The sequence below is a fragment of the Ruminiclostridium papyrosolvens DSM 2782 genome, from assembly GCF_029318685.1.
GTDB classification, from domain to species: domain Bacteria; phylum Bacillota; class Clostridia; order Acetivibrionales; family DSM-1351; genus Ruminiclostridium; species Ruminiclostridium papyrosolvens.
The window spans coordinates 4569343-4595148 of the sequence record NZ_CP119677.1 but is presented as its reverse complement, the minus strand read 5'-3'; the positions used below and the strand labels follow the sequence as shown (position 1 = coordinate 4595148).

Annotated in this window: 2 protein-coding genes (1 of these 2 only partly in view); both read left to right on the top strand. The window is 35.7% G+C overall.

What is annotated here, in order from left to right; all coding sequences use genetic code 11:
• The first annotated feature begins 52 nt into the window (after positions 1 to 52).
• On the top strand, positions 53 to 20821 hold the full coding sequence (locus tag P0092_RS20170) for a type I polyketide synthase (RefSeq protein WP_276187010.1): 20769 nt from the start codon (positions 53 to 55) through the stop codon (positions 20819 to 20821).
• On the top strand, positions 20821 to 25806 hold the 5' portion of the coding sequence (locus tag P0092_RS20165; RefSeq protein WP_004622688.1) for a type I polyketide synthase. It continues 4773 nt past the right edge of the window; 4986 of the gene's 9759 nt are visible here — the first part of the coding sequence; the start codon lies at positions 20821 to 20823; its stop codon lies beyond the right edge, outside the window. Before P0092_RS20170 ends, P0092_RS20165 begins: the two co-directional genes overlap by 1 nt.

Genomic DNA, 25806 nt, shown 5'->3' with positions numbered 1-25806 from the left:
CTGACGTATAGGTCGATTTGGTATTTATTTGAGATTAGTGGGGGGTTTTTATATGAAAAGCTTTATAATTGATTATATTTCTGATTTAGTTGCAAAAAGGCAGATTCATTATAAGGTAGCTGCAAATATGTTGAAGGACATAAAAAAGGCAGAGCTTCAAGACAATTTGCTATCAACGCAATTAAATAATCACATACAAGACAGGGATATAGCTATTATAGGAATGGCAGGCAGGTTCCCATATGCAGATAATACTGATGAATTTTGGGAAGTTTTGAAGTGTGGGGTCTCTTGCATAGAAGAAATACCTGAATCCAGATGGTCACTAAAAAATTTCTATGACCCTATGAAGCAAAAGGCTGATACCAGCTATTCAAAATGGGGAGCCTTCATTCAGGACATTGACAAGTTTGATGCTGATTTTTTCAATATATCAGAAGAGGAAGCAACAAGTTTAGACCCACAGCAAAGGATATTTTTAGAAATAGCCTATGAAGCTTTTGAAATGGCCGGATATCCCAAAAAGAAACTTTGGGGGTCAAATACAGGAGTTTTTGTGGGTAATAGAGCGGGAGTATATAAAGGAAGTACCCAAAAGTCAAACAGATATAATGTTATAAGTAACATGGCTAACTTCATACCGGCCAGAGTATCTGATTATTTCAGTCTCAAAGGGCCAAGCATCAATGTAGACACAGCATGTTCTTCATCCCTGGTTTGTGTTCACATGGCATGCCAAAGTCTGTTGATGGGGGAATGCGACATGGCTATTGCAGGAGGAATTGATTTTAAAATATCTCCTCAGCCATATATTTCTCTTAGTTCAGCAGGAGCATTATCTCCAGATGGAAAAAGCTACGTATTCGATAAAAAAGCTAATGGCTTTGTACCGGGAGAAGGCGGCGGAGCTGTAATATTAAAAACCTTAAAACAAGCTCTCAGCGATGGGGATTCTGTATTAGCGGTCATTAAGGGGTCAGCTTCTAATAATGACGGACATACCATGGGAATCACCAGTCCGAATCTGGAAGGCCAAAAAGATGTTTTAATAAAGGCATACGAAGTCTCAGGGATTTCTCCGGCTGATATAAGCTATGTAGAAACTCATGGAACAGGCACAACTATTGGCGACCCTATTGAGATAAAAGCTTTAAGCCAGACCTTCAGTAATTTTACAGATAAGAAAGCTTTCTGTGCCTTAGGAGCAGTAAAAACTAATATAGGTCATTTAGATACTGCAGCAGGTGTAGCCAGTCTGATTAAAGTTATATTAGCATTAAAAAATAAAAAGATACCTGCTACCTTAAATTGTGATGAACCAAATCCAAGGTTCAATCTGGTTGATTCTCCCTTTTATGTAGGTTCAAAATTAATGGATTGGAAGCCACAGGGGAAAATAAGAGCGGCAGCTATCAGCTCTTTCGGCTTCGGGGGTACAAATTGTCATGTGGTATTAACAGAAGCACCGGAACCTCAAAGCAACATTAATACACGTGGAGCTAGTTGCAGTTTATTTGTTTTATCTGCAAAATCAGAAACTAGTCTTAATAGAATGATAGATGCTTATATAGACTATTTAGGAAAAACAGAAGAAAAGGATATTGAAGCCATTTGCAATTCTGCGTATATGGATAGAGACTTTTTTAACTATAGAATAGCAGTAGTTACTTCCTCGGTTGAGGATTTAAAAAACAAATTGATGTCAATTAAGTATGACGATAAGCAGACTTCCATGATTTTTAGAGGGCATTTGGAAAGAAAATTTGCTAAGCAACCTGTATTCCTTTTCACAGGTCAAGGGGCTGTGTACCCCGGAGCCGGAAAAGCTCTTATGGAAAAGAGCAGTCATTTCAGAAATGCTTTTTTGGAATGTGAGAAAATTTTAAAAGCTTATATGGACAAAACCTTAACTGAATATCTTTATTCAGATAGTTCAAACATAAACGAATTACAACAGACGGAGGTCATGCAGCCGGTTACTTTTGCCCTTGGTTACTCTCTATGCAGAATGTGGCAGGAAATGGGATTAACTCCTGCTGTTCTGATTGGTCATAGTGTAGGAGAATACATAGCTGCCTGTATTAGCGGAATTGTAAGCTTGGAAGATGGGCTGAAACTTATAGCTTACAGAGGTAAGTTAATGCAGAAGCTGGACAATACGGGAGCTATGGCAGCAATTTTTGCTGGGAGCGAAGACATAAATTCTGTTTTGGATGAACTTCCTGCCAATGAAAGAAGATTTCTTTCAATAGCCGCCTTTAATAGCAGTAAAAATACAGTTATATCAGGCAGAAAAGACATATTGGAAAAGGTTATAAATAAATTCAAAAGCATTAATATAAGAAGTCAATATTTAAGGGTATCACATGCTTTCCATTCTAAGTTAATGGAGCCTATGTTAAATGAGTTTGCAAACGTGTTAGAGGAGATAACTTTCAGAAGGGCTGAAATACCTCTGATGTCAAACCTTAGCGGAGAGCTGATATATGAAATTGACAAGGATTATCTTTTAAAACACATAGTTGAGCCTGTTCGTTTTTATAGCAGCATTGAAAAATTAAATAAAATGGGGCACAAAAATTATCTGGAAATAGGGCCAAATGCCACTCTTACAAATTTAGTAAATAGTATATCAGGAGAAACTGTCAGTGCAATACCTTCTCTGTTAAAGGGTACGGATGATGTTGAGTCTGTTTTAAAAGCCAGAGCAGCCTTGTATTGTGAGGGACATAATATTCCTCAATATTCATTAAATGATATAAACCCCAGAATTAGAAAAGTATCGTTACCGGGATATAGGTTTGACAGAAAGAGTTTTTGGATAAAGCAGCACAACGACAATGAAGGTATAGCTGCTAAAAATCCTTTGATTTTTGCTTCTAAAAGGATAACAGATAAAAAAGCTGTATATTACAAAAGCTTCAATTATGATGATGTTTTCTTTAAAGACCATATAGTACTTAATAAACCTTTAATAGCAGGTATGGTTTGGGTTGAAGCTGCAAGAAGAGCTGCGGAAGACTTTCTTTCTTTACCAATAGCTAAAATTAAGGAACTAAGCTTTTTAAAGCCCCTTGAAATAAATGAAGAGGAAGTAAAGCAAGTTGAAATAGTAATTGAAGAAAAAAGTGTTAATGAGGTTGAATTTCTTGTGCAAAGCAGGCAGGCTAACTCTTTCTCGGATGAATGGACTATGCACGCTCAAGGAATTATCACAGGACGACTTGAAAAACCTTTAGCAGCAGAAAGTAAAATTGATATTAATGAGATGATTAAATCCTTTGAAGAAGTAATAAATAAAAGGGTCTTATATAATGCTTTTACTGACGAAATCGGTATACTGCACGGTTCTTACTTCCGAGGAGTAAATAAGGTTTACTACAATAGAAATAGTAATGTGATATTAACTGAACTGAGTTTGGAGGAACTATCAGAGGAAAATAAAGTTGGTTATTTTCTTCATCCGGGATTATTAGACAGTTCTTTGCAGGGAATGCTGGTATCGGTAATGGATTCCCATGGCAGGATAATTAATGACTCTACTTTTATACCTTTTTACTTAAAAAATATTGAAATTTATTCTCCGGTACAGGGGAAATGCTTTGCAATTTCCAAGATTAAAAAGAATAATAATGAACTGGTTTATTTTGATATAACTATTGTTAACGAAGAGGGTGAAGTGTTAATAAAAATTCTTGATTCCTATGCTAAGAGAATTCCAAACAAAAGCAAGAAAGTAAACGCGGAAGCGTCTTTAGATAAAAATATTTGCGAAGTACAGTCGGAAACAGCTTCAAATTTGATTTTCAAAAGACCTGTATTAGCTAAACTTCAGGCACTGAACTCAGATTTGCCATCAATAAACGGAAGGTTTTTGGTATTTGCTACTGAAGCTGAAATATCCCAACAGGTAATTAATCAGCTGCAGCTCAAAGGTAAGAAGATAATTAAAGTAGGCATAGGCTTCGGATATCATAGACATGATAAAGATACTTTTGTAATAAATCCACTGTTAGAAGAAGATTATTTAAAAGTATTTAATGCAGTATTAAGTGACAGAGTAGAATTAGACGGAATAATTCACCTGTGGAGTTTAGGCAACGATAAAATGGGAATTTTAAATGATTATGAGGATAAGCAAGTCTCTGGCACCCATTCATTGTTTTTTATTGCAAAAACCTTTACTAAAGTACGTTTTACAAGCAAGCAAAAGCTTTGGATTTTAACAAACCCCATTTTTCCTGCTTTAGTTGATGAACAATATGTAGATATAAATAATTCTTCTATACTGGGCTTAGCAAAAACCATAAGCTATGAAATACCTTTGTTGGATTGCCTTGTCATAGAAAATGACTTGTATAATGCAGAACAAAGCGCTTCTTTATATGTTAAAGAAGTACTTAATGGAACAACTAACAAGCACATTCTAATAAGAAAAGGCGAAAGATATGAAATAAGATATTCAGAAATTGAAAAACTTGAAAAGAGCAATTCGTTACAAGGCATTAAAGCCGGAGGAGTATATATTATCCTTGGAGGTTTAGGAGGAATAGCTATAGAAATAGCCTCTTTTCTCGCTGAAAATCAAAGCAATATCAGTCTGATTTTAATCAGCAGAAACGGTGCTCCCGCAGAGGTTCAATGGGATTCTTACATAGCTGATACTAAAAATAATGATAATAAACGGAAGGCTCTGTCAGCATTAAAAAATATCAAGAAAAAAATAAGACATTTGGAAATAGCAAGAGCTGACGTCACTGATATAAATGAAATGACTGATATTGTCAATGAGATACGATTAAAGCATGGCAGAATAAATGGAGTTATTCATGCTGCAGGTCTTATATCAGATTCATTTATTGTAAATAAGGATATAGATACTTTCAGAAGGGTTATAGATACCAAGGCAAAAGGAGCAGTTATTATTGATGAACTAACTGCAAAGGACAATTTGGATTTCTTTATTATGTTTTCCAGTATTGCAGCAATTGATGGAAATATAGGACAAGCAGACTATGCTGCTGCTAATTCCTTTTTGGATAGCTTCAGTTATTTAAGAAGTCTGAAGAGAAAAGGAAAGACACTTGCTATAAACTGGGGACTGTGGGCAAAGGTTGGTATGGGTAATAACCCTGTTACAATACAAAATGCTAAAAATGCCAAGGTACGGTTTATCGAGCCTAACGAGGGTGTTAGAGCCTTTTTTGATGCTTTTTCTTTAGAAAACGGGCAGGTTATTATTTATAAAGGACAGTCTTCGGAAAAGGAAACTAAGGAGGAAATAGTAGTAGAAAGGTCATATATGGATACGAAGAAATTAGGTGTAGAAATTAAAAAGCTATTAAAGAAAATGATTCAGGACGCTGTTCAAGATGTAGCTATAACAGAAACTCAGTGGGAAGAAAATACATTTCTGGAAATGGGTATGGATTCAACAAGCTTAGTAAAAATGATTGGCGGGCTGGAAAAGAAATTGGAGCTAAAGCTTTATCCGACTATATTCTTCGAATACCAGACTGTGGATGAATTAGCAGAATATCTTTCAAGTGAGTGCTCCAAAAATTCGGTCGTCGAGGACTTGTTTTTAGAAGGTGAACAACAGAAAAATGATGAGGCTGAAGTTATTAGTAAAGCTATACCTATAATACCTGAGGAAGAGTATATTGAAAATACTGTTAAAAAAGTTGATGAGACAGAACAAACCTCAGAAAAAGTTTCAGAAGTAAACTATGATGAACATAAAAACTTGCCTATGGATATGGCCATAGTTGGGTATGCTTTGAGACTTCCGGGAGCAAAAAATGAGGAGGAGTTCTGGCACAATCTGAAAAATGGTGTTGATTCTGTAACAGAAATACCAAAAACCCGTTGGGATATTGATAAGGTTTACAGCAGTGATTCCCAAGCTTACGGGAAATCTTATTGCAGGTACGGTGGATTTGTTGAAGATATTGATAAATTCGACCCCTTATTTTTCAATATCTCTCCAAGGGAAGCCAGTGTTTTGGATACTAAACAAAGATTGATGTTAGAGGTGGCTTGGGAGGCTATAGAAAAGGCAGGCTATTGCAGTAATGGACTTCCCAGAAAAACAGGAGTATTTATAGGAACCTCATATAATAATTATTACTCAAACATTCCGAATAGTGATAATGAAACCCCTTTTGCAAGCTTAGGGAATGGGAATCCGCTGTTGGCAAATAGACTCTCCAATTTATTGAATTTGAGCGGACCAAGCATGATTGTTGATACATATTGTTCATCCTCCTTAGTAGCTGTTCATTTAGCTTGTCAGAGTATTATGACAGGAGAATGCGAAATGGCTTTAGTTGGAGGGGCTCATACACTTTCACCTAATCATTATTCAATTATGAGCGGTGTGCAGGCACTTTCATATTCAGGAAAGTGTAAAAGCTTTGATGACAGTGCTGACGGATATGTTCCCGGAGAAGGTGCTACTATTATACTTATTAAGCCACTTACAAAAGCAGTAGAAGATGGGGATTATATACATTCGGTAATAAAAGCAACCGCTGTAAATCACTGCGGGCATTCAAATAATATGACTTCTCCTAATGCAAGCTCTCAGGAGGAAGTAGTATTTGATACCTATGTAAAGGCAGATATAAATCCCGAAACAATATCATATATTGAGGCACACGGTACAGGAACATCCTTGGGAGATCCCATTGAAATAAAAGGAATATCAAATGGTTTTAGAAAGTTTACTCAGAAAAAGAATTTTTGTGCTATAGGTTCAGTAAAAACAAATATCGGACATTTGGAGCCTGCCTCAGGGCTTGCGGGACTGGTAAAAGTAATATTAGCTTTAAAACATAAGGTTATACCACCAACGCTGAACTTTAATAAAGCTAATAAATTTATTGATTTCAATGAAACTCCTTTTTATATAAATGATAGACCTTCAAAATGGACGACTATACATAATACGCGCCGTGCAGGGATAAGTGCTTTTGGATTAACCGGAACTAATGCTCATGTAATTTTAGAAGAAGCTCCTAAGCCCAATAGTGTCACACAAGATAATAAATCCTGCTATATATTTGGAGTATCTGCTAAAAATAAAGAATCCCTTAAGGAGCTGGTATGCAGTTATGTGGATTTTCTGAAAAAAGAAAAGAATGTTTCCATTGAACAGTTAACTTGTACAGCTCTTTTAGGAAGACTTCATTTTTCAAACAGAATAGCTATAGTAGCAACTTCAAAAGAGAGCATAACAGATAAAATTAACCTGTTAAAAATAGTTCAAGAGAAACAAATAGACAATATGGATATTCCGGGAATATATGTTCAAAAAGAAGATAAAGCAGATAATCTGGTTTTCGTATTTGGAGGAAATGCAGACAGAGGAATAGCTTTAAGTGAGCTTATGGATATTGATAGTTTCAGAACTTCTTTTGAATGGATAAATAGTAAGTTAATGGATAAAAATGATTTGCTAAAGGATTTTGCTGTACAATATGCAATGTCCTCAATGTTAATCTCTATAGGTGTAAATCCAAAGCTCTTAATTGGTTATGGTTATGGTAAATTTCTGGCAGCGGCCTTTTCAGGAATAATAAGTATAGAGGACGCAATAAGACTTACTGTTTTAATTAATGAATACAGTGTTGAAAAGTATGGATATGGAAGGTTGAAGGAAACCCTACAGTCCATAACGGTAAACAATGCAAATATCCCAATAGTATCAGAGTTTAATGGAAGCATACTAAATGAAGGCAAGCCTGATTTTGACTTTTGGACAGGAAGCAGCTCTGTTGATTCTGCAAAGAAAGCCATAGATAAAATATATCCGGATAACAGCAGCTTTATGCTGTACTTATCTGAGTATGTAAGTGACGAATATGTGGAAAATGAAGCCCGATGCATAGCTCCGGGGGAAAGCTCGCTGGCTGTGTTATACAAGGTTATCGCAATAATGTATGTAAATGGTGTCAATATTAAATGGAAAGAATTATTTGATGGCAAACATATACAAAAAATACCACTTCCTACATATCCTTTTAACAGGAGCAGCTATTGGCTTCAGAATTATAGTTACGAGGCTGAACAACCGGTAGTTGAACAATCAATAGTACAAAAGCCATCAGCAATGAAGGCAACCAATAATATAGCCGGAAAAGTTGTACTCACTGAAAATACCTGGGTACCAAAAAAGCTTACGACAACTCAGAAAATTACAAATGATGGCGTTTGGGTGATTTTTGAGGATGAGTATGGTATTTCTAAGAAGCTCATAAAAAAACTTGGTACGACAGAAAGAAATATAGTTTTAATTAATCAAGGGGATTACTATGCTAAGAAAAATAGTAGCAACTATACAGTAAACATTTTTAAAGAAGAAGATTTTGCGCAATTATTTAAAGAAATAGTAAATGACTTTGGCAAGATTTCTTGTGTATTAAATTTATTAAGCTGCTATTACCCTAAAGAATGTACAGTTGATTCAGGAATATTAGAAAAAAGCTTTTATAAGGGCAGTCATTCTATGTTTTTCATTGCTAAGGCATTGAGTGGCAGTAACGTAAGGTATCCTCAAATAATTGCTGTTTCTACAGATGCTGTAAGCAATACTCAGGAAGATTATATTGCTCTGGAAAAGTCCACCCTTCCGGCACTGCTAAAAGTAATAAAATCTGAGTTTGCGTGCAATTGCAGGCTGATAGATTTTTCATGGGAGAAAATTGAGGCTGAAAATGTTTCAAATATTATAATAGAAGAATTACAAAGTAATGAAGATTCTTCAATAATTATGTATAGAGATGGTACCAGATACATTGAACAATTAGCAGCTAAAGATATAAACATTAAATTTAAAGAAACTCCTGTAATTAAAAACAAAGGTGTTTATGTCATTGTGGGTGGCGGAACAGGTATAGGACTTTTGACTTCAAAATTCCTTGCCAGAAGCTCAAAGGCTAAGTTAATAATAATCGGAAGAACAGAACTACCAAGCAAGGATAGTTGGAAGCAGTGGATATTGCAGCATAAGGAAGAGGACACTACTTCCCAAAGGATTAAAGCTCTTTTGGATATTGAAAGAGAAGGGGGAACAGTAGAATACTATAGTGCCGATGTGGCTGATTTTACAAGGATGACTGAAGTCATACAGGATGGGAAGCTTAAATTCGGAACAATAAATGGTGTAATACACAGCGGGGGAATAAAGGAAGATAAACTTATAAGAAATAAGACTTTCGAGTCATATTTGAAGGTGTTTAAGTGTAAGACTATAGGAACCTATGTGCTGGACATGGTTACTATTGGAGAAAATCTGGATTTCTTTATTATGTATTCTTCGCTGTCTGCTTTAACAGGAAATGCAGGGCAGTCAGACTATGCAGCTGCAAATTCTTTTATGGATTATTATGCGTTTAAAATGAGAGGTCGAAACGGCAGAAGATACTTGTCTATAAACTGGCCTTATTGGCAGGAGGGTAGCATGGCTATGCCAGATATTGATTTAAAAAATATGATTGCAAAAGGTATTTTGCCCCTTCAAACTGATGAGGCCTTTTCCACCTTAGAGTCAATTCTTTATCAAATAGAAGCTTTAAGCAATGTAGGCGTTATAAAACAAGCTGTAGTAAATGAAACGGCTCCTGAGAACAGACCGATACATACTCAAAACAAGCCCTCTGTAACTAAAAAGAGCAGCAAAAGTGCAGTGAAAATTATTTATAAAATGTTAATAGATGTACTGTTTATGAGAGAGGAGCAGCTAAGCACAGAATTAAGGTTTGACGAATGCGGACTGGATTCCTTAATGCTTCAAAAGTGTATTCAGTATTTGGAAAATGAATTTAATTGTAGTATGGAACCCGGAATATTTTTTGAGTACACAACAATCAAAGCTTTAGCAGAGCACCTTTCAGAGTTGCTGCCTATAGAAAAATTAGAGGAAGCGGCATCAACTGACGGGCTTTATGAGGCTACAAAGGTTATAAATTTAAGAGACTCTGTATTTGATACTAACGATGCTATAGAAACAAAACAAATAGAAGAAGTGTGCAAAGAAGAAACTTGTAATGATTGCAATAGTGACGATATAGCAATAATCGGGCTTGCATGTAAATTCCCGGGTGCTGATAGTATAGAGAAGTTCTGGGATAATTTGTCTAAGGGAATAAGCTCTATAAATTCTGCTCTCAATAATAGATGGAACAAAGAAGATATATGCAGCCAATACGGAATAGATAGGGAAAACTTAAGCAAAGTATATACTCCTGTGGGAGGTTATATAGAAGATATAGACAAATTCGATGCAGAATTTTTTGGTATACCTGAGGGAGAAGCCCCCTTTATTGACCCCCAGCATAGAATACTGTTAGAAACTGTATGGAAGGCACTGGAGAACTCAGGATATTCTAATGGACAGCTTTCAGGAAGTAATACCGGTGTTTTTGTAGGAGCCAGAGGATGCATGTATAAAACAGACATGGACACTAAAAACAGTGATTTAGTAAGAGCATCCCTGACCGGAAAACTGGGTAACTTCAACAGTGCCAGAATATCGGATTTTTTAAATCTTAAAGGGCCAAGCATAGTGATGGATACGGCCTGCTCATCTTCCCTTGTTAGTACACATTACGCTTGTAAAAGTATATTGAATGGAGAATGTGATGTTGCCATTTCATGTGGTGTTGAGATAAAATCTACAGCTGAAAATGTATTAGGATTATGTTCTTCTAAAGCTATCTCCTTTGATGGGAAAAGCTATGTATTTGATCAAAGAGCGAATGGATTTGTTGCAGGAGAAGGAGCAGGAGCAATAATTTTAAAATCACTAAAGAAAGCAACTCAGGACGGAGATACCGTATATGCAGTAATTAAAGGTTCTGCAGTTAATAATGACGGTCATACAATGGGGATAACAACGCCGGATTTGGAAGGACAGGAAGCTGTAATTGATGTTGCCCTGAGAAATGCTAAAGTAGATGCAGCTACGGTTTCCTATATAGAAGCCCACGGTACGGGAACTATGTTAGGAGATCCTATTGAAGTTAAGGCCTTGACAAGAGTTTTTGAAAAACACACAAAGAATAAAGGCTACTGTGGGATAGGTTCTGTAAAAACTAATATAGGACATCTTGATACTGCAGCGGGAATAGCAAGTATTATTAAAGTTGTCCTGTCTCTGTATAACAAGAAAATACCTCCTACATTGAATATAGAAATCCCGAATAAAAGATTTAAATTTATAGATTCACCTTTCTATCCTGCGGCATATTTGTCAGAGTGGAACCCCGCAGGAGGGGTAAGAAGGGCAGGAATAAGCTCCTTTGGCTTCGGCGGTACAAATTGCCATATGATATTGGAAGAAGCCCCTGCCCAAGTAAAGTCTACAGAAGAATATGAAGACAGGAAGGAGCAGCTGTTTCTTTTGTCGGCAAAATCCCAAGAGGCTCTGAAAAAATTAGCTGCAAATTATTCGGGATATCTATCAAAGAACACTGAGCTGAAGCTTGGGGATATATGTTTTACTGCCGGAACAAGCAGAACCAGCTTTAAAAATCGCTTAGCGGTACTGTGCTCAAGTACTTCTGAGCTTTCTCAAAAGCTTGGAAGTATGGAGGTGCTAACCGGAGACGGCTTAGCTGCACCCCATAGAGTTGCTTTTATGTTTACGGGACAGGGAGCTCAGTATTCGGGAATGGCTTTGGAACTTTATGAAAATCAGCCCATATTCAAAGCTGAATTAAAGAAATGCGATGAGCTGCTAAGAAACTATATTGGTAAATCACTGATTGAAATGATTTATCAGTCCAATGGAGAGGAAATGAAGGAAACTTCAGTAACTCAGCCTATAACCTTTGCCATTAACTATGCACTTGCAAAAATGTGGATGGCCTGTGGCGTAAAACCGGCGGCGGTAATGGGACACAGCGTTGGAGAGTATGTAGCAGCTTGCATAGCAGGAATATTCAGTCTGGAAGACGGACTAAAATTAATCTCATGGCGCGGAAGGTTAATGCAGGAAAAATGCCGAAGAGGGGCAATGGCTGCCCTTATGTGCAGCTTGGAAAAGGCTGAAAACCTAATAAATGGGCTGAACACAGAAAAACAGAAACTAGTATCCATAGGAGCAAAAAACGGATATTTAAATACGGTTATTTCCGGGGATAAAGATATAGTAAAAGAATTAATGACGAAAGCAGAGACAGAAAATATAAGAGCAACAGAACTCTCAGTGTCCCATGGTTTCCATTCAACTATGATGGAGCCTATGTTAAAGGATTACGAAAGAATTCTGGATGAGGTAGACTTCCACGAAAGTAAGATAACCATAATAAGCGGAGTAACCGGGCAGAAGGCAGATGAAGAAACATTAGGAAAAGAGTACTGGCTAAGACATGTAATGGAGCCGGTAGATTTCTATTCGTCGGTTAAGAGCTGTGAAGAGAGTAATATTGGAATTATGTTGGAGATAGGTGCAACAAACACTTTATGCAACATGGCAAAAAAAATAGTAACCAGAGAAGATTTGCTAAAACTATCCACCTTGAAAAGGGGAAGTTCAGATTGGCGCAGTTTTCAGGAAGCAATGAGCCAATTATACATAAAAGGAGTAAGCATTAACTATGAGGCTTACGATAAGGGCTATAAAAGGAAGAGAATTGCTCTTCCCCCATACCCTTTTAATGGTAAGAAATACTGGGCAGTTTCTAAACTCAATACAGGAGTACCAAAAACAGATATAAGAGATTTACCCAAATGCTTTAATGCATGTGAAGTTTTCAGTATGGAAAAAGCTATTTTTACTTTTGAGCTTGAGAAGACCGATACTATTTTAAGAGATCACGTTATAGCTGGATATCCTACCTTAGTTGGTGTAAGCTATTGGGATCTGGTATTGCAGGCAGCCATATATGCTATAGGCACAGAAAATATATCATTAAGAGAAATTGTGCAAAAATCAGAAATCAAGCTGGATAAAATGACTAAGCTTAAAGGCAGGGTACAGCTTAATAGACAGGAAAAAGGATATAGTTTTTCCGTAGAAAGCTTCGATGAAAAAGGAAACCTAACTGAAAATTGTGTGGGTAAACTTCAAACTAATATATCAGTAGGTACGGACAGTGAAAATATCATATTATTGAAAAATAAATTGAATTTGGAAACTGTAAATTCAGACAAAATATATAGCAACTTTTCATCAAAGAATATGGTTTATGGCCCTGCTTTCAGAAGTATAAAGAATATATGTACAGGGGATAGGGAATGCCTTTCCTTGATTGAATTACCTAAGGAAGCTAAAGAACTTTCAAATACCTTTAAATATAATCCGTCTGTTTTAGATGGGGCACTGCAATCGGTTATTTGTGCTGTTCCTTCCGGAGCTGCTTCTGATAATGGAGTATATATACCTTTCTTTATAGAAGAGGTGCTATACTTCAAGGAATTGGAAGATAGCTGCTATAGTCATGTAAAATTCGTACCAAATACATCTAATGATGAAATAATAAAAGCAAATGTTGAAATACTTGATTTGAATGGAAATGTAATAGTCAGAGTAAATAATTTCTGCCTGAAGAAAGTAAATATGGGAAATAGTGCTTCAAATGAGAACCTAAACATTCAAGCTTCGGAGGATAGTAATGTAATGCTTATGACAGCTGAATGGAAGGGAAAACCTGTAATCAAGCATACTAATAAAACAGAAATGCCTGAAAATATAATATTATTCATGGATTTTAACAGAGAACATGAAATATTTGCAGAACAGATAAAGGCTTTGTCAATAAATATTGTGCAGGTATACCCGGGAAGCAGATATGAAAAGATTTCTGATATAAAATATGTAGTTAATGTTGAAGACAAAGATAGTTTTGTTTTGTTATTTAATGAGTTAAAAGACAGAAATATTGATTTGGCAAATATAGTACATTTGTGGAATTACTCCAAGGAGCGTTCCGGCATAACGCATTTGGAACAGTTTGACAGGAGTCAGTATCTAAGCTCATACAGTCTATATTTTATTGTACAGGTATTAAGTAAGCTCAGGACAAGGTCAACTATAAGAATCATAAGCAGCAATTCAGTTGTATTTGAAGAAGACTATATAGAACCTCAGAAGTCAACTGTACATGCTGTGGCAAATGTAATTAATCAAGAAAATATAGGTGTAAAATGCTTCAGTATTGATTCAGATGAAAACATAGGCATTTATGAGGTTTTATTAAATGAACTAAGTGACCCGTCCCAAGAATTGGTAACTTACAGGAGAAACAGCAGGTGGGTGCGAGATATAGTTAAGCTTAATAAAGGTAAGTTCGATAATATCTACTTTAAAAGTCAGGGCACTTATGTTATTACAGGGGGCCTTGGAGGTGTGGGCAGCGAAATTGCAAAGTTCATAGCAAAAAACTATAAAAGTAATATCGCATTAATTGGAAGAAGTAATAAAGAAACTGCAATTATTGATGAACTTAAAGAATATGGAGCAAAAGCCGCTTACTACAAGGCAGACGTAGCTGATGAAGTCAGCATGAGCCAATGTATTGGCAGAATAGAAGAGGATTTTGGCGGTATAACAGGAGTAATTCATGCTGCCGGCATTGTAAAGGACTGTATATCTGTAAATAGCTCCATTGAAGATGTAAAGGAAGTATTTGCACCAAAAGTTAAAGGAACATTGATTTTAGATAAACTGCTCCGGAAGGAAAATCTGGATTTTATGATTCTGTTTTCAGGAATGGTAAGCTTTTATCCAAACCAAGGCCAGAGTGCGTATGCAGGTGCAAATATGTTTATGGATTCCTTCGCTTTCAAGAGGCAAATGGAGCAGAAGGCAAGGACAATTGCTATAAACTGGTGGTTCTGGGGAGAAACAGGAATGGCAGCTAAACCTGATATAATAGAGTCTTTGAAGAGTAGAAATTTAAGTCCTATTACAAATAAACAAGGAATAGATGCTTTCAAAAGAATTTTGTCAACGGGAGCTGTACAGGTACTTATGAATAACGACAGTCAAGCACCGATAGAGGTTAAAGCTGTACAACATAGTAAGCCTACGGCTGATTCAGTTGCCAAAGGAATTGTGGTAAAAAAAGGTAGTAATCAGATTGGATTACTAAAAACACTAACAAAAAAATACTTAATAAGCAAAATAGATAAATTAATAGGCATTGTTATTGATGAAACAGATACCAACACAGCATTTTTAGATTTAAGCATCGATTCCATAACACTGATAAATTTGAGCAGTGAATTGGAAAAGGATGCTGGAATTATGCTCTATCCAACGGTATTTTTTGAGTATAACAATGTGGAGAAATTATCAAGTTATCTGCTGGAGGAATATAAAACAGAGTTTGAAACACTGTTAACTTCCAGAGTTGAAGCGGAAACAGAACCAGCTGAAACAGAGGAACAGAAAATAATAGCAGAAACCGGTGAAGAGCCTATTCCTACTGAAAGTAAATGTACACAGGAAGAATGTTATGAAGATGTAGACAAAATGAAAGCCATACTTATAACAAGGCCCGGAAGTTTTAATAATTTGGTTATAAATGGGACAAAAATCCCTGAGATAGGCCCAAAGGAAGTTCTTATAAAGGTAAGAGCAGCAGGCATAAACTTTTCAGATGTACTGACTGTACTTGGTAACTATCCTAACGCATTAAATACATACCCATATATATTAGGAAATGAAGTTTCAGGGATTGTTGAAAGAGTTGGTAAGGAAGTTTTAAGGTTCAAGGTCGGTCAGGAGGTAATAGGACTTACAAAAGGCATCGGAGGCTTTGCTCAGTTTGTAAGTGTAGATGAAAGTACAGTTTGGCAAAAACCGGCTTATATGAGTTTCTCACAAGGAGCTGCTTTGCCAATAGTATTTCTTACTGCACACCACTGCTTAAACTATTTGGGGAAAATAGAGGAAAATGAGACTATATTAATAAGAGGTGCTGCCGGCGGAGTCGGGCTCATGGCTATTCAGATAGCTAAAGCAGCAAAGGCTGTAGTTATTGGTGCTGTTGGTTCAGATGAAAAAGCTGATTACTTAAATTCTATAGGAGTAGACCATACAGTAAACTATAGAAAAGAAAACGTGGATGAATTTGTAATGAAGGTGACAAACGGAAAAGGTGTAGACTTACTTTTAACATCTTCCTCCGGGGATGAGATAGAAGGCTTAATGAAGCTGGTTGCACCTAACGGAAGATTTTTAGAGATGGGTATGGCCGGTTTGAGAGCAGCACCTAAAATTGACTTAAGCATCTTTGTAGAGAATCAAAGCTTCTTCAGCATGGATTTAAAGAGGCTTAGTAAAGAGACATTGGATAAGCATATAAATGCTATGGATAAAATGTTAAAAAGCAGAACCTTAAAGCCTATCAATGTAACCTCATTTAAATATGAAGATATGAGAGATGCTTTTGTTTATATGGCATCCAGAAAAAATGTAGGCAAGGTAATACTGACTTTTCCGGATATAAAGTCAATGACGGAAAAGCAAATAGCGCAAACAAATATCACAAAGGGTTCCAGTAATTCTGATATAGCAGTTATAGGTATGTCAGGTGCCTTTCCGGGAGCAAAAAATTTGAAACAATATTGGGATAATTTATGTTCAGCAACTGATTCGATTAATAGTTTTCCAGAAAGCCGGAGAGAGTTATTGCCTATAGATAAAGATTATGATTTAACCAATATAAAGGGAGGCTTTATAGAGGACATAGATAAATTTGACCCCTTGTTTTTTAACATATCTCCTGCTGAAGCAATAGTAATGGACCCTCAGCAAAGGTTATACATGCTAAAAGCCTGGGAAGCAATTGAAAATGCAGGGTACGGTTATACCGGAACACTTCCGGTAAATACGGGTGTATTTGTTGGGGTTTCCAGAAGAGATTATCTGGACATAATTGATAAAATACCTACCCAATCTCAAGGATATTCAGTTACAGGAAATACACACTCCATGCTTGCCAGCAGAATATCCTATTGGTTAAATCTAAAGGGCCCCGCAATTGCAGTGGATACTGCGTGCTCGTCTTCTTTAGTTGCATTACATCTTGCTTGTGAAAGTATTTTAACAGGTGATTGCGATATGGCTATGGCCGGAGGTGTTAATCTTCTGGTTACGCCCGATAGCTGCGGTACCTTTAAAACTATGAATGCACTTTCTGCAAGCTGTAAGACATTTGATAAATCTGCTAATGGATTTGTTTCTTCAGAAGGGGTTGGAGTACTGTTACTTAAATCGTTGGATAAGGCCTTAGAAGATGGTGACATCATACATGCAGTAATAAAGGGTACAGCATTAAATAACGATGGTTTTTCAAACGGAATAACTGCACCTAACCCAGCTGCACAGTCAGAGGTAATAAAAAAGGCATTGGACAAGGCAAAAGTAGACCCTGAAACCATTTCCTACATAGAAGCTCATGGTACAGGTACATTTATAGGGGACCCTATAGAAATAGAAGGACTTAATAAAGTATATGACGGTATTTTAAATAAATCATCATGTCCCATAGGTTCAGTAAAGTCGAATATTGGACATGCGGAAGCAGCAGCAGGGGTAGCGAGTATAATAAAGGTTATACTTGCAATGAAAGAGAAAAAACTTCCTCCTTCAATAAATTTTAAAGAAATGAACCCCATATTGAGCCTTCAAAATACTCCATTCTTTGTAAATGATAAGCTAAGGAACTGGGATTCTGAAGTTTTAAGAGCAGGGGTAAGTTCTTTTGGTTTCAGCGGTACTAATGCACATATTATTATTGAGAGCGCAGACAATTATAGAATTGATAGTAACTATTCGGAAGAAGAACAGATTCCGCATATATTCACACTCTCAGCTGCTAACAGAGCATCCCTGAGAAGCTTTGCAAAAGCTTTTACAGAAATGATGGAAAACAATGAGGAGCTTAGTTTAAGTGATATATGTTATACATCCGCTGTAGGTAAAAGACAACTGGACAGCAGGCTTGCGGAAGTTGTTTATTCAGTGGAGGAATTAAAGCAGAAACTTCAACGGTTTGTTGATGAAACTTCAGAACAGGTTGTTTTAAAGAAAGATAAAAAAATAGCTTTCTATTTAAATACAAATAAAAAGTCTTTAGATAATGACATGTTTAATGAAACAATGGAGGAATGCTGGGAGATTTTTAAGGAACTTGACTTGGAAATAAATGTAGAGGCGGAAGACGAATTGGAGCAACTCTTTAGAGCTTACTCCACCGGGAAAACTATGGAAAGTTTAGGCGTCGTGCCTTCATACGTGATAGCTTATGGCAGGGAAATAATAGCTGGGGTGGCTTTATCCGGTGGTATATCTATTAGGGATGCAATTATGATAGTTCTAAATAAAGAGGACATAACCATAAATGTAAATGATGGAAACTATCCTGTGGTATCAATTATTAATAACAAGCTTGTTACTGAAAATGCAGAATTAGTACAAGCATTTAAACTCGCTAAGGAAATATCTGTATTTGATACTCCAATTACAACCTATATAAGTGAAAATAAAACTGACTGTATTATACACTTAGGAGGAAGCGGGAAAGAAATAACTGAAATTGATTACAGTAAAGAGGCCCCTGAGATTTTTAGTAAGCTTATTGAATGCAATCTGGAAAGCAGATTTGACTTTTTAAGCTTAATAGCACAATTATTCAAGGCAGGTGTGAGCATAAGATGGCAGTCATTCTACGCTTCCAAGAGGTATAAAAAAGTTAGCTTACCACTATATCCCTTCAATTTGAAGTCATATTGGACAGAGGTTTCTAAAGCCGCTTCTCGTGAAAAGGTTGAGCCTAATTTGAAGGCTACTGCTAACATCAAAGAGAAAAATAATATTATAAGTTTTTATGATAATACTTGGCAGGAAGAGCCTGTAACGGAAAAACAAAATATTAAGCTTCAGGGCAGCTACATAATATTTGACGGTACTGATGGGTTGTCTCAGCATATCAGTAGACAATTATCCTCAGAAGATATTAATAGTATTACTGTATATTTGGGCAAAAAGTACTATATAGCAAATAATTACATTGAAATTGACGCTTCAACAAAAGAACATTACACTCATTTGTTTGATTACTTAAAAACTAAAAATATCAATATTTCAGGGATAATTTATATTCCGGGCAGCACAGTTAAGAATGATAATTTAAGTATCAATAATGTCGAAAAAGATTTTTATGACAACCTGAGTTCACTATTTAATATAATTAAGTCTCTTATTAAAAATAAACAAACAGAAAAGGTTGACTTTATTACCCTTACATTTAATGGAGATAATACATATAACGAAAAGTTAAACATCTATCCTCATATGCAGTCTTTGCAGGTATTAACTAAAGTATTTTCCAATGAAGAAAAGGGCGTTAGTTTTCTGAATCTGGATTACGAAGCAAGTGCAGATTTGGAGTTTATAGGAGGAACCGTAGCAGATGAATTACTGACTGCCGACAGAAATATGGATGTATGTTATAGAAAAGGAAAAAGGTTTGTTAAAGACTTTGTGAAAATAAATGTTGAACCCAGCAATAGCAACTGTATAAAAAGTATGGGAACCTATATTATAACCGGCGGCGGGTCAAATATAGGAGTAAAAATTGCTGAATTTGTGGTAAAGCAAGCCCCTGTTAGAATTGCATTTATAGGAAGAAGTCAGGAACCTTCAGAAAAATTGAAGGAAGCTATAGCCAAATTTGAAAAAGCAGGTTCTAAGACTATGTATTTTAGTTGCGATGTAGCTGATTTGACTGAACTAGAAAAAACCGTTAAAAAGATTGAGGATAATTTTGGCGAAGTAAACGGTATATTCCATTGTGCAGGAATTAAGGATGATTCATTATTGCAAAACAAAGAGCTTCCTGCCTTTAAGAAAGTTCTTTCTCCAAAGGTTAAAGGCTTGCTCAATTTCGAGAGAATATTTAGCAATAAGCCTGTAGAATTTGTACTTTTATTGTCATCAGTTTCGTCGTATTTCTGCAATCAGGGACAAGCAGATTATTCAGTAGCTAACTGCTTTTATAATAGTTATGCAAAGTCAGCTTTCAAAAAGTCAGCCAAAAGAGTTATTTCACTGTGTTTACCCTTTGTAAATGGAGGTGGAATGAAATCAACGGATATAGTATTAAAAAGAATGGAGAATTATGGCATATATTCCGTAGAACTGGAGGAAGTCATTGAGGCATTGAAGGTATCCCTCTCACATAAAGATATTAATACTTTCTGTGCTATGAAGCATACGGGTTCAGCCTTGAAAATCATCCCCGGGGTTTACAGCAATAAAATTAAGTGCTACAATAAAAATGGAAAAAGTAGGGTTCCATGTAATAATATTGATAAAAATAGATGTGATAATTTGTTACATAATGCCGAAAATGAAGATAATGTCAAAAAATATATTTTGATAAAGGTAAGAACTTTAATCTTGAGACTTCTTATATTAGACCCTCAAGAAATGGATGATAGTGTTAACTTCGGAGATTATGGCATGGACTCTATGTTAATAAAAGAAGCAACGGTATTATTTGAAAGAGAATTTAATACTCAAATTGAATCAAGTATTTTTCTAGAGTATCCTAATGTGGCTGAATTAGCCGGGTACCTGTCAGAAAAACTTAGTCATTATATACCTGAAATGGCTGAAACAATCACAGAGGAAGAATTAAATAAAAGTGTAGTGTTAGATAAAGAAGAACACATAAGACTGGATTTTACTAATCCATTTAATAGCATTATTGATAAATTTGCAAAAGGTGACATTGATATAAACAGTGCATGTGAGCAAATAGTTGCTCAAATAGGTAAAAAGAGTATTTGGGAGGAGCTATAGTGGAACGGTTAGTAAAAGCCATACTTGAATTATTAGAGAATAATAGTATAGATAAAAAAACAGCGTCATTATTAATTGAAGAATTGAAGGAATCTTTCAAGAATGTATATAAAACTGTCGTTCCTGAAGCCGGACATAAGGATAAAGAACACCAAAAGATAGCAGTTATAGGAATGGCTTTAAGATTCCCCCAGGCAGATAGTCCTGAAGATTTTTGGAATAATTTAGTAACGGGGAAAGATTGTATATCTGAATATCCTTCAGAGCGGTGCCCTGTGGACTCATTTTATAGCCCCGATGGTAAAAAGCAAGGGATGAGCTACTCAAAATGGGGCGGCTTTATCAAGGATGCAGATAAGTTTGCAACAGCTTTTTTCAAAATTGATAAAGATGAAGCTCAATATATAGAGCCTCAACAAAGAGTATTCTTAGAAATTGCACTTGAAGCATTTCATAGAGCCGGCTATTCAAAAAAACAGCTTTCGAATTCAAGAACTTCTGTAATTGTAGGTTCTAGAGCCAGTACCTACAATACCTCTGACGATGAATATGGAACACCCAAAAAATTAACAGGAAATATAACTAATTTCATAGCTGCAAGAGTTTCAGATTTTTTTAATCTTAAAGGCTCCAGTTATGTCATTGATACCGCATGTTCCTCCTCTCTGGTAGCAATTCATAATGCATGCAAAATGCTTAATGAAGGGGAATGCGATATGGCATTAGCCGGAGGTATTGATCTGAAACTTACCCCAGTGCCTTACCTTACCCTTAGTGATTCAAAAGCTCTTTCTATAGATGGAAAGTGTTACAGCTTTGACAAGCGAGCTGATGGATTTGTACCGGGAGAAGGCGGAGGTGCAGTTCTGTTAAAACCTCTGGAAAAAGCTTTGAAAGATGGGGATATAATATATGGTATAATTTCGGGGTCTTGTGTTAATAACGACGGACATACTATGGGAATAACAACTCCCAATTACGACGGTCAGAAGGATGTCTTAAGGCAAGCATATAAAAACGCCAAGACAGAGCCGTCTACCATATCATATGTTGAAGCTCACGGAACAGGTACGGTAATAGGTGATCCTATTGAAATCAAAGCGTTGACTGAGATTTTTAAAGAATATACTGATAAAAAAGGTTATTGCGCTATCGGTTCAGTAAAAACTAACATCGGACATTTAGATACGGCTTCCGGAGTAGCCGGTTTTATTAAAGTTATTCTTTCACTTTACAATAAAAAAATTGTTCCTACATTAAATTGTGAAATACCTAATCCAAGACTAAACTTTTTAAACTCACCTTTTTATCCGGTTATGTCCTTACAAAATTGGGAGCCTGTTGATAACATAAGGCGAGCTGCCATTAGTTCCTTTGGGTTTGGCGGGACAAATTGTCATATGGTTCTTGAAGAATACATTGATAAAAAGAAAACAGCTACGGAAGATATAAAAGAAGAACAAGTATTAACGCTTTCTGCTGAAAATGTATACAATCTTCAGAAATTAGCATATCTCTATAGAACTGCACTGGAAAATAACAGTTCAATAAATTTACAAGACTTTATTTATACTGCTAATACTGCCAGAGAAATGTTAGATTACAGGACAGCTTTATGCGTTCAGGATAAACAGGATACCATAGATAAACTTAAACTGGCAGAGACCAATGAAATTTTGGGAGTCAAAAACCTTAAAGTATATACAAGGGATAACAGCTTTACTAAGGCCTCCGTTGCTATGGTTTTTCCGGGACAGGGCTCACATTATATAGGCATGGCAGAAAAGCTGTATCAGCAGATACCTGTGTTCAAGAAAGCCTTTGATGAATGTAATGCCCTTGCAAGTGAGTTTTTGGACAGACCCTTAATAGACATAATATACAAAAAAGAAAATGAAGAGCTTTTAAATCAGACATGTTATACGCAGCCTGCTTTGTTTTCCATATGTTATTCTTTAGCGCAAGTATGGATAAAGAGCGGTATCAGACCTAAGGTAGTTATTGGACATAGTGTAGGTGAATACGTTGCTGCATGTATATCCGGTATATTAACCTTGGAAGATGCATTAAAGTTGATTTGTATCAGAGGCAATCTTATTCAAAGCCTTCCTCTAAATGGTGGGATGATTGTAATTTTTATGCCACACCATAAGGTTTTAGAGCTAATCCATGAGCTGTCAGCTGACCAACAAAACTCCATATCCATAGCTGCAATTAACAGCCCGTCAAATACTGTAATTTCATGTGAACTTACACTTATAAACAAAATAATAAAGCTACTCTCCGAAAGAGGAATAAGATATGTGAAGCTGTCTGTTTCTCACGCCTTTCATTCAATTCTTATGAACCCTATTGTTGAAGAGTTTGAAAGAGCCTTAGAACATGTTGCTTTTAATAATTTACAAATACCTTTGGTTCAAAATGTTACGGGAAACCTTATAAAAAAAGGTACCTTGGATAAAGATTACTGGAAAAATCACTTAATGCAGACTGTAATGTTTGAAAAGAGTATAAACACAGCCGCAGAAAATGGCATTAATATATTCCTCGAAGCCGGGCCCGGCACATCTGCTTCGAATATGATTAAAGATATATTAAAAGGAAGAGATGGAATACGAATAATACCTTCTTTAAATAAAAATAAAGGCGAAATAAGTTGTATAAACAGTGCAGCAGCAGAATTATTTACATCAGGTTTAAATTTGGACTTTAGTATTTTTAAGGCTAAAAAGCCCAGAACTGAATTGGTTCCGATATGTCCTCTTGAAAGGGAGAAATGCTGGATTGAACAATATAAAGGCAAAAGATACCACAACCTATCTTTGCAGGATGAGGATGTAGTTGAGACAATAAATGAATTTAATCCTGTGGTTAGGGACCATATAGTCAACGGAGTGAAGGTTTTTCCGGGGGTTGCATTATGGGAAGCTGTAATCAGAAATACTGCTGAAAAATTCAAAAAGCATGTTGCAGCTTTAAAACAAATTAAACATATTACTCAGCTTGAACTGAAAGATGGAAATAACCTTAAAATTAAGATTATTTATGAAGGCATTGATAATTCCGATTTTAAAGTTATGTACAAAACTGACAATGGAGACGATTGGAAGTTATGCGCCGGTGGAAGTATAGAATTTGGAGATAGCCCTAGTAATGAACGAATAGATTTGAGTAATTTGATTAATAAACTTCGTAAATCACCTGTATCTATTGATGAAATATATAACAAATTTAACAGCAAGGGTGTAGCTTATGGAAGTACCTTCAGAAGTATAGAGCAGCTGTGGGCAAATGAAAATAGTGTTATAGCTAAATTGAAATTATCTGGAACAGATGAATTAATAAATAATGGAACCCTCTATTATCCAAACTTTGTGGATGGAGCTTTACAATCGATAATAGGGTTGAAGGAAAATGAGGAATCGAAAAATGATACTTTTATCCCATTTCTTGTAAATAAAGTTTCCATACATGAACCGCTTCAGTCGGAAGGGTATAGCTATTTAAAGATTACCAGAAATAGTAAGGAGGTAATAACTGCTGATATCCTCATTACTGATACTGAAGGAAATGTGAAGATAACAATACAAGGTCACTCATTCAAAAAAATAAATACCCATATAAATATTCATTCATTAAATAAGTCAAAAAGAAATGGCTATTTCTATATTCCTAAATTCGTTGAAAAGGAAAGTTCTATATCTGGCAACAGTAATGAATTTTCTGTATTAATTTTATGTAACAATGACAGTTTCCATGATGGAGTTGAAAAATGTCTTAAAGAACTTAATTTTCATACCATACGCTGTATAAAAGGAAAAGAGTTCAAGAGAATTGATAAAACTACAACAGAAATGGACTTTAGTAATGCAGATAATTTTAACAATATGTTTAACAATTTATATTCTGAGGGAATACAAACTATTAAAGTTATCAACTTTCTTCCTAAGACTAATATTGATTATTTCAGCAGGGAAAAAGATAAATATTTCAGGAGTTCAGAGGAAGCAGTAATAGATTTTATAAGCTTAATGCAAGCTATAGAAATGAATAAAGCTTTAAAAGTTTCAAAAATATTAACGGTATCGGATGAATGTTTTAGTAAAAACAATTTATTTAATACATTTAAATCAGTGATTTCCGGAGTTGTTAAAACTGTGGCTAAAGAATATCCGAATATCAAAATGAGTCTTGTAAATACGGATGATTGTACCGCAAGCAGTCTGTGTAAGCTCATTATAAATGAGTTAAACAGTGAAAGTAATGATTTGGTTGTCAAATATAAAAATCAAAAAAGATTTATTCAGACTATAGAGCAGACTAGCTCACAGCCTGCTACATCAGCAATGGGCAAAATAAAAAAAGAAGGTACCTATTTGATTACCGGGGGACTTAATGGTTTAGGTTTTAGTATTGCCCAGATTATTTCTCAGAAATATGGTGCTGATTTAATACTTGTAGGCAAATCTAAATTCCCCGATAGAGAAGAATGGGATTCCTACTTACAAGGAACTTATTCAGATGATAATTTTTCAACTAAGATAAAAGCTATCAGGACGATGGAAGCAAATGGCTCTAAAGTTAAGATTTTTAACTTGGATGTGACTTATAGATATGAGGTTGAAACCTTATTTGACCAATTGGGTGATAATCTAAAATTAGATGGCATATTCCATATGGCTGGTGTAATAAGAGATTCCCTTATTAGGAATAAGAGTGCTGAGGATGTTAATAAAGTTTTGTCACCGAAGATTCAAGGAAGTGTAAATATTGTAGAAACCTTTAAAAAAGTCAATCCTTCCTTTATAGTGTTTTTCTCCAGTATTGCATCTTTCTTTGGAAGCATAGGGCAAAGTGATTATGCTGCAGCAAATAGTTTCATGGATGATTACGCTGATTTTATTAGTAAAAATTTGGGGATATCAGCTATCTCAATTAATTGGACTTTGTGGGATGCAGTGGGCATGGGAGTGCGTAGTGGACAG

Coding starts and splice junctions, on each gene's coding strand:
- P0092_RS20170 (WP_276187010.1), top strand. CDS start 53: ATGAAAAGCTTTATAATTGATTATATTTCTGATTTAGTTGCAAAAAGG.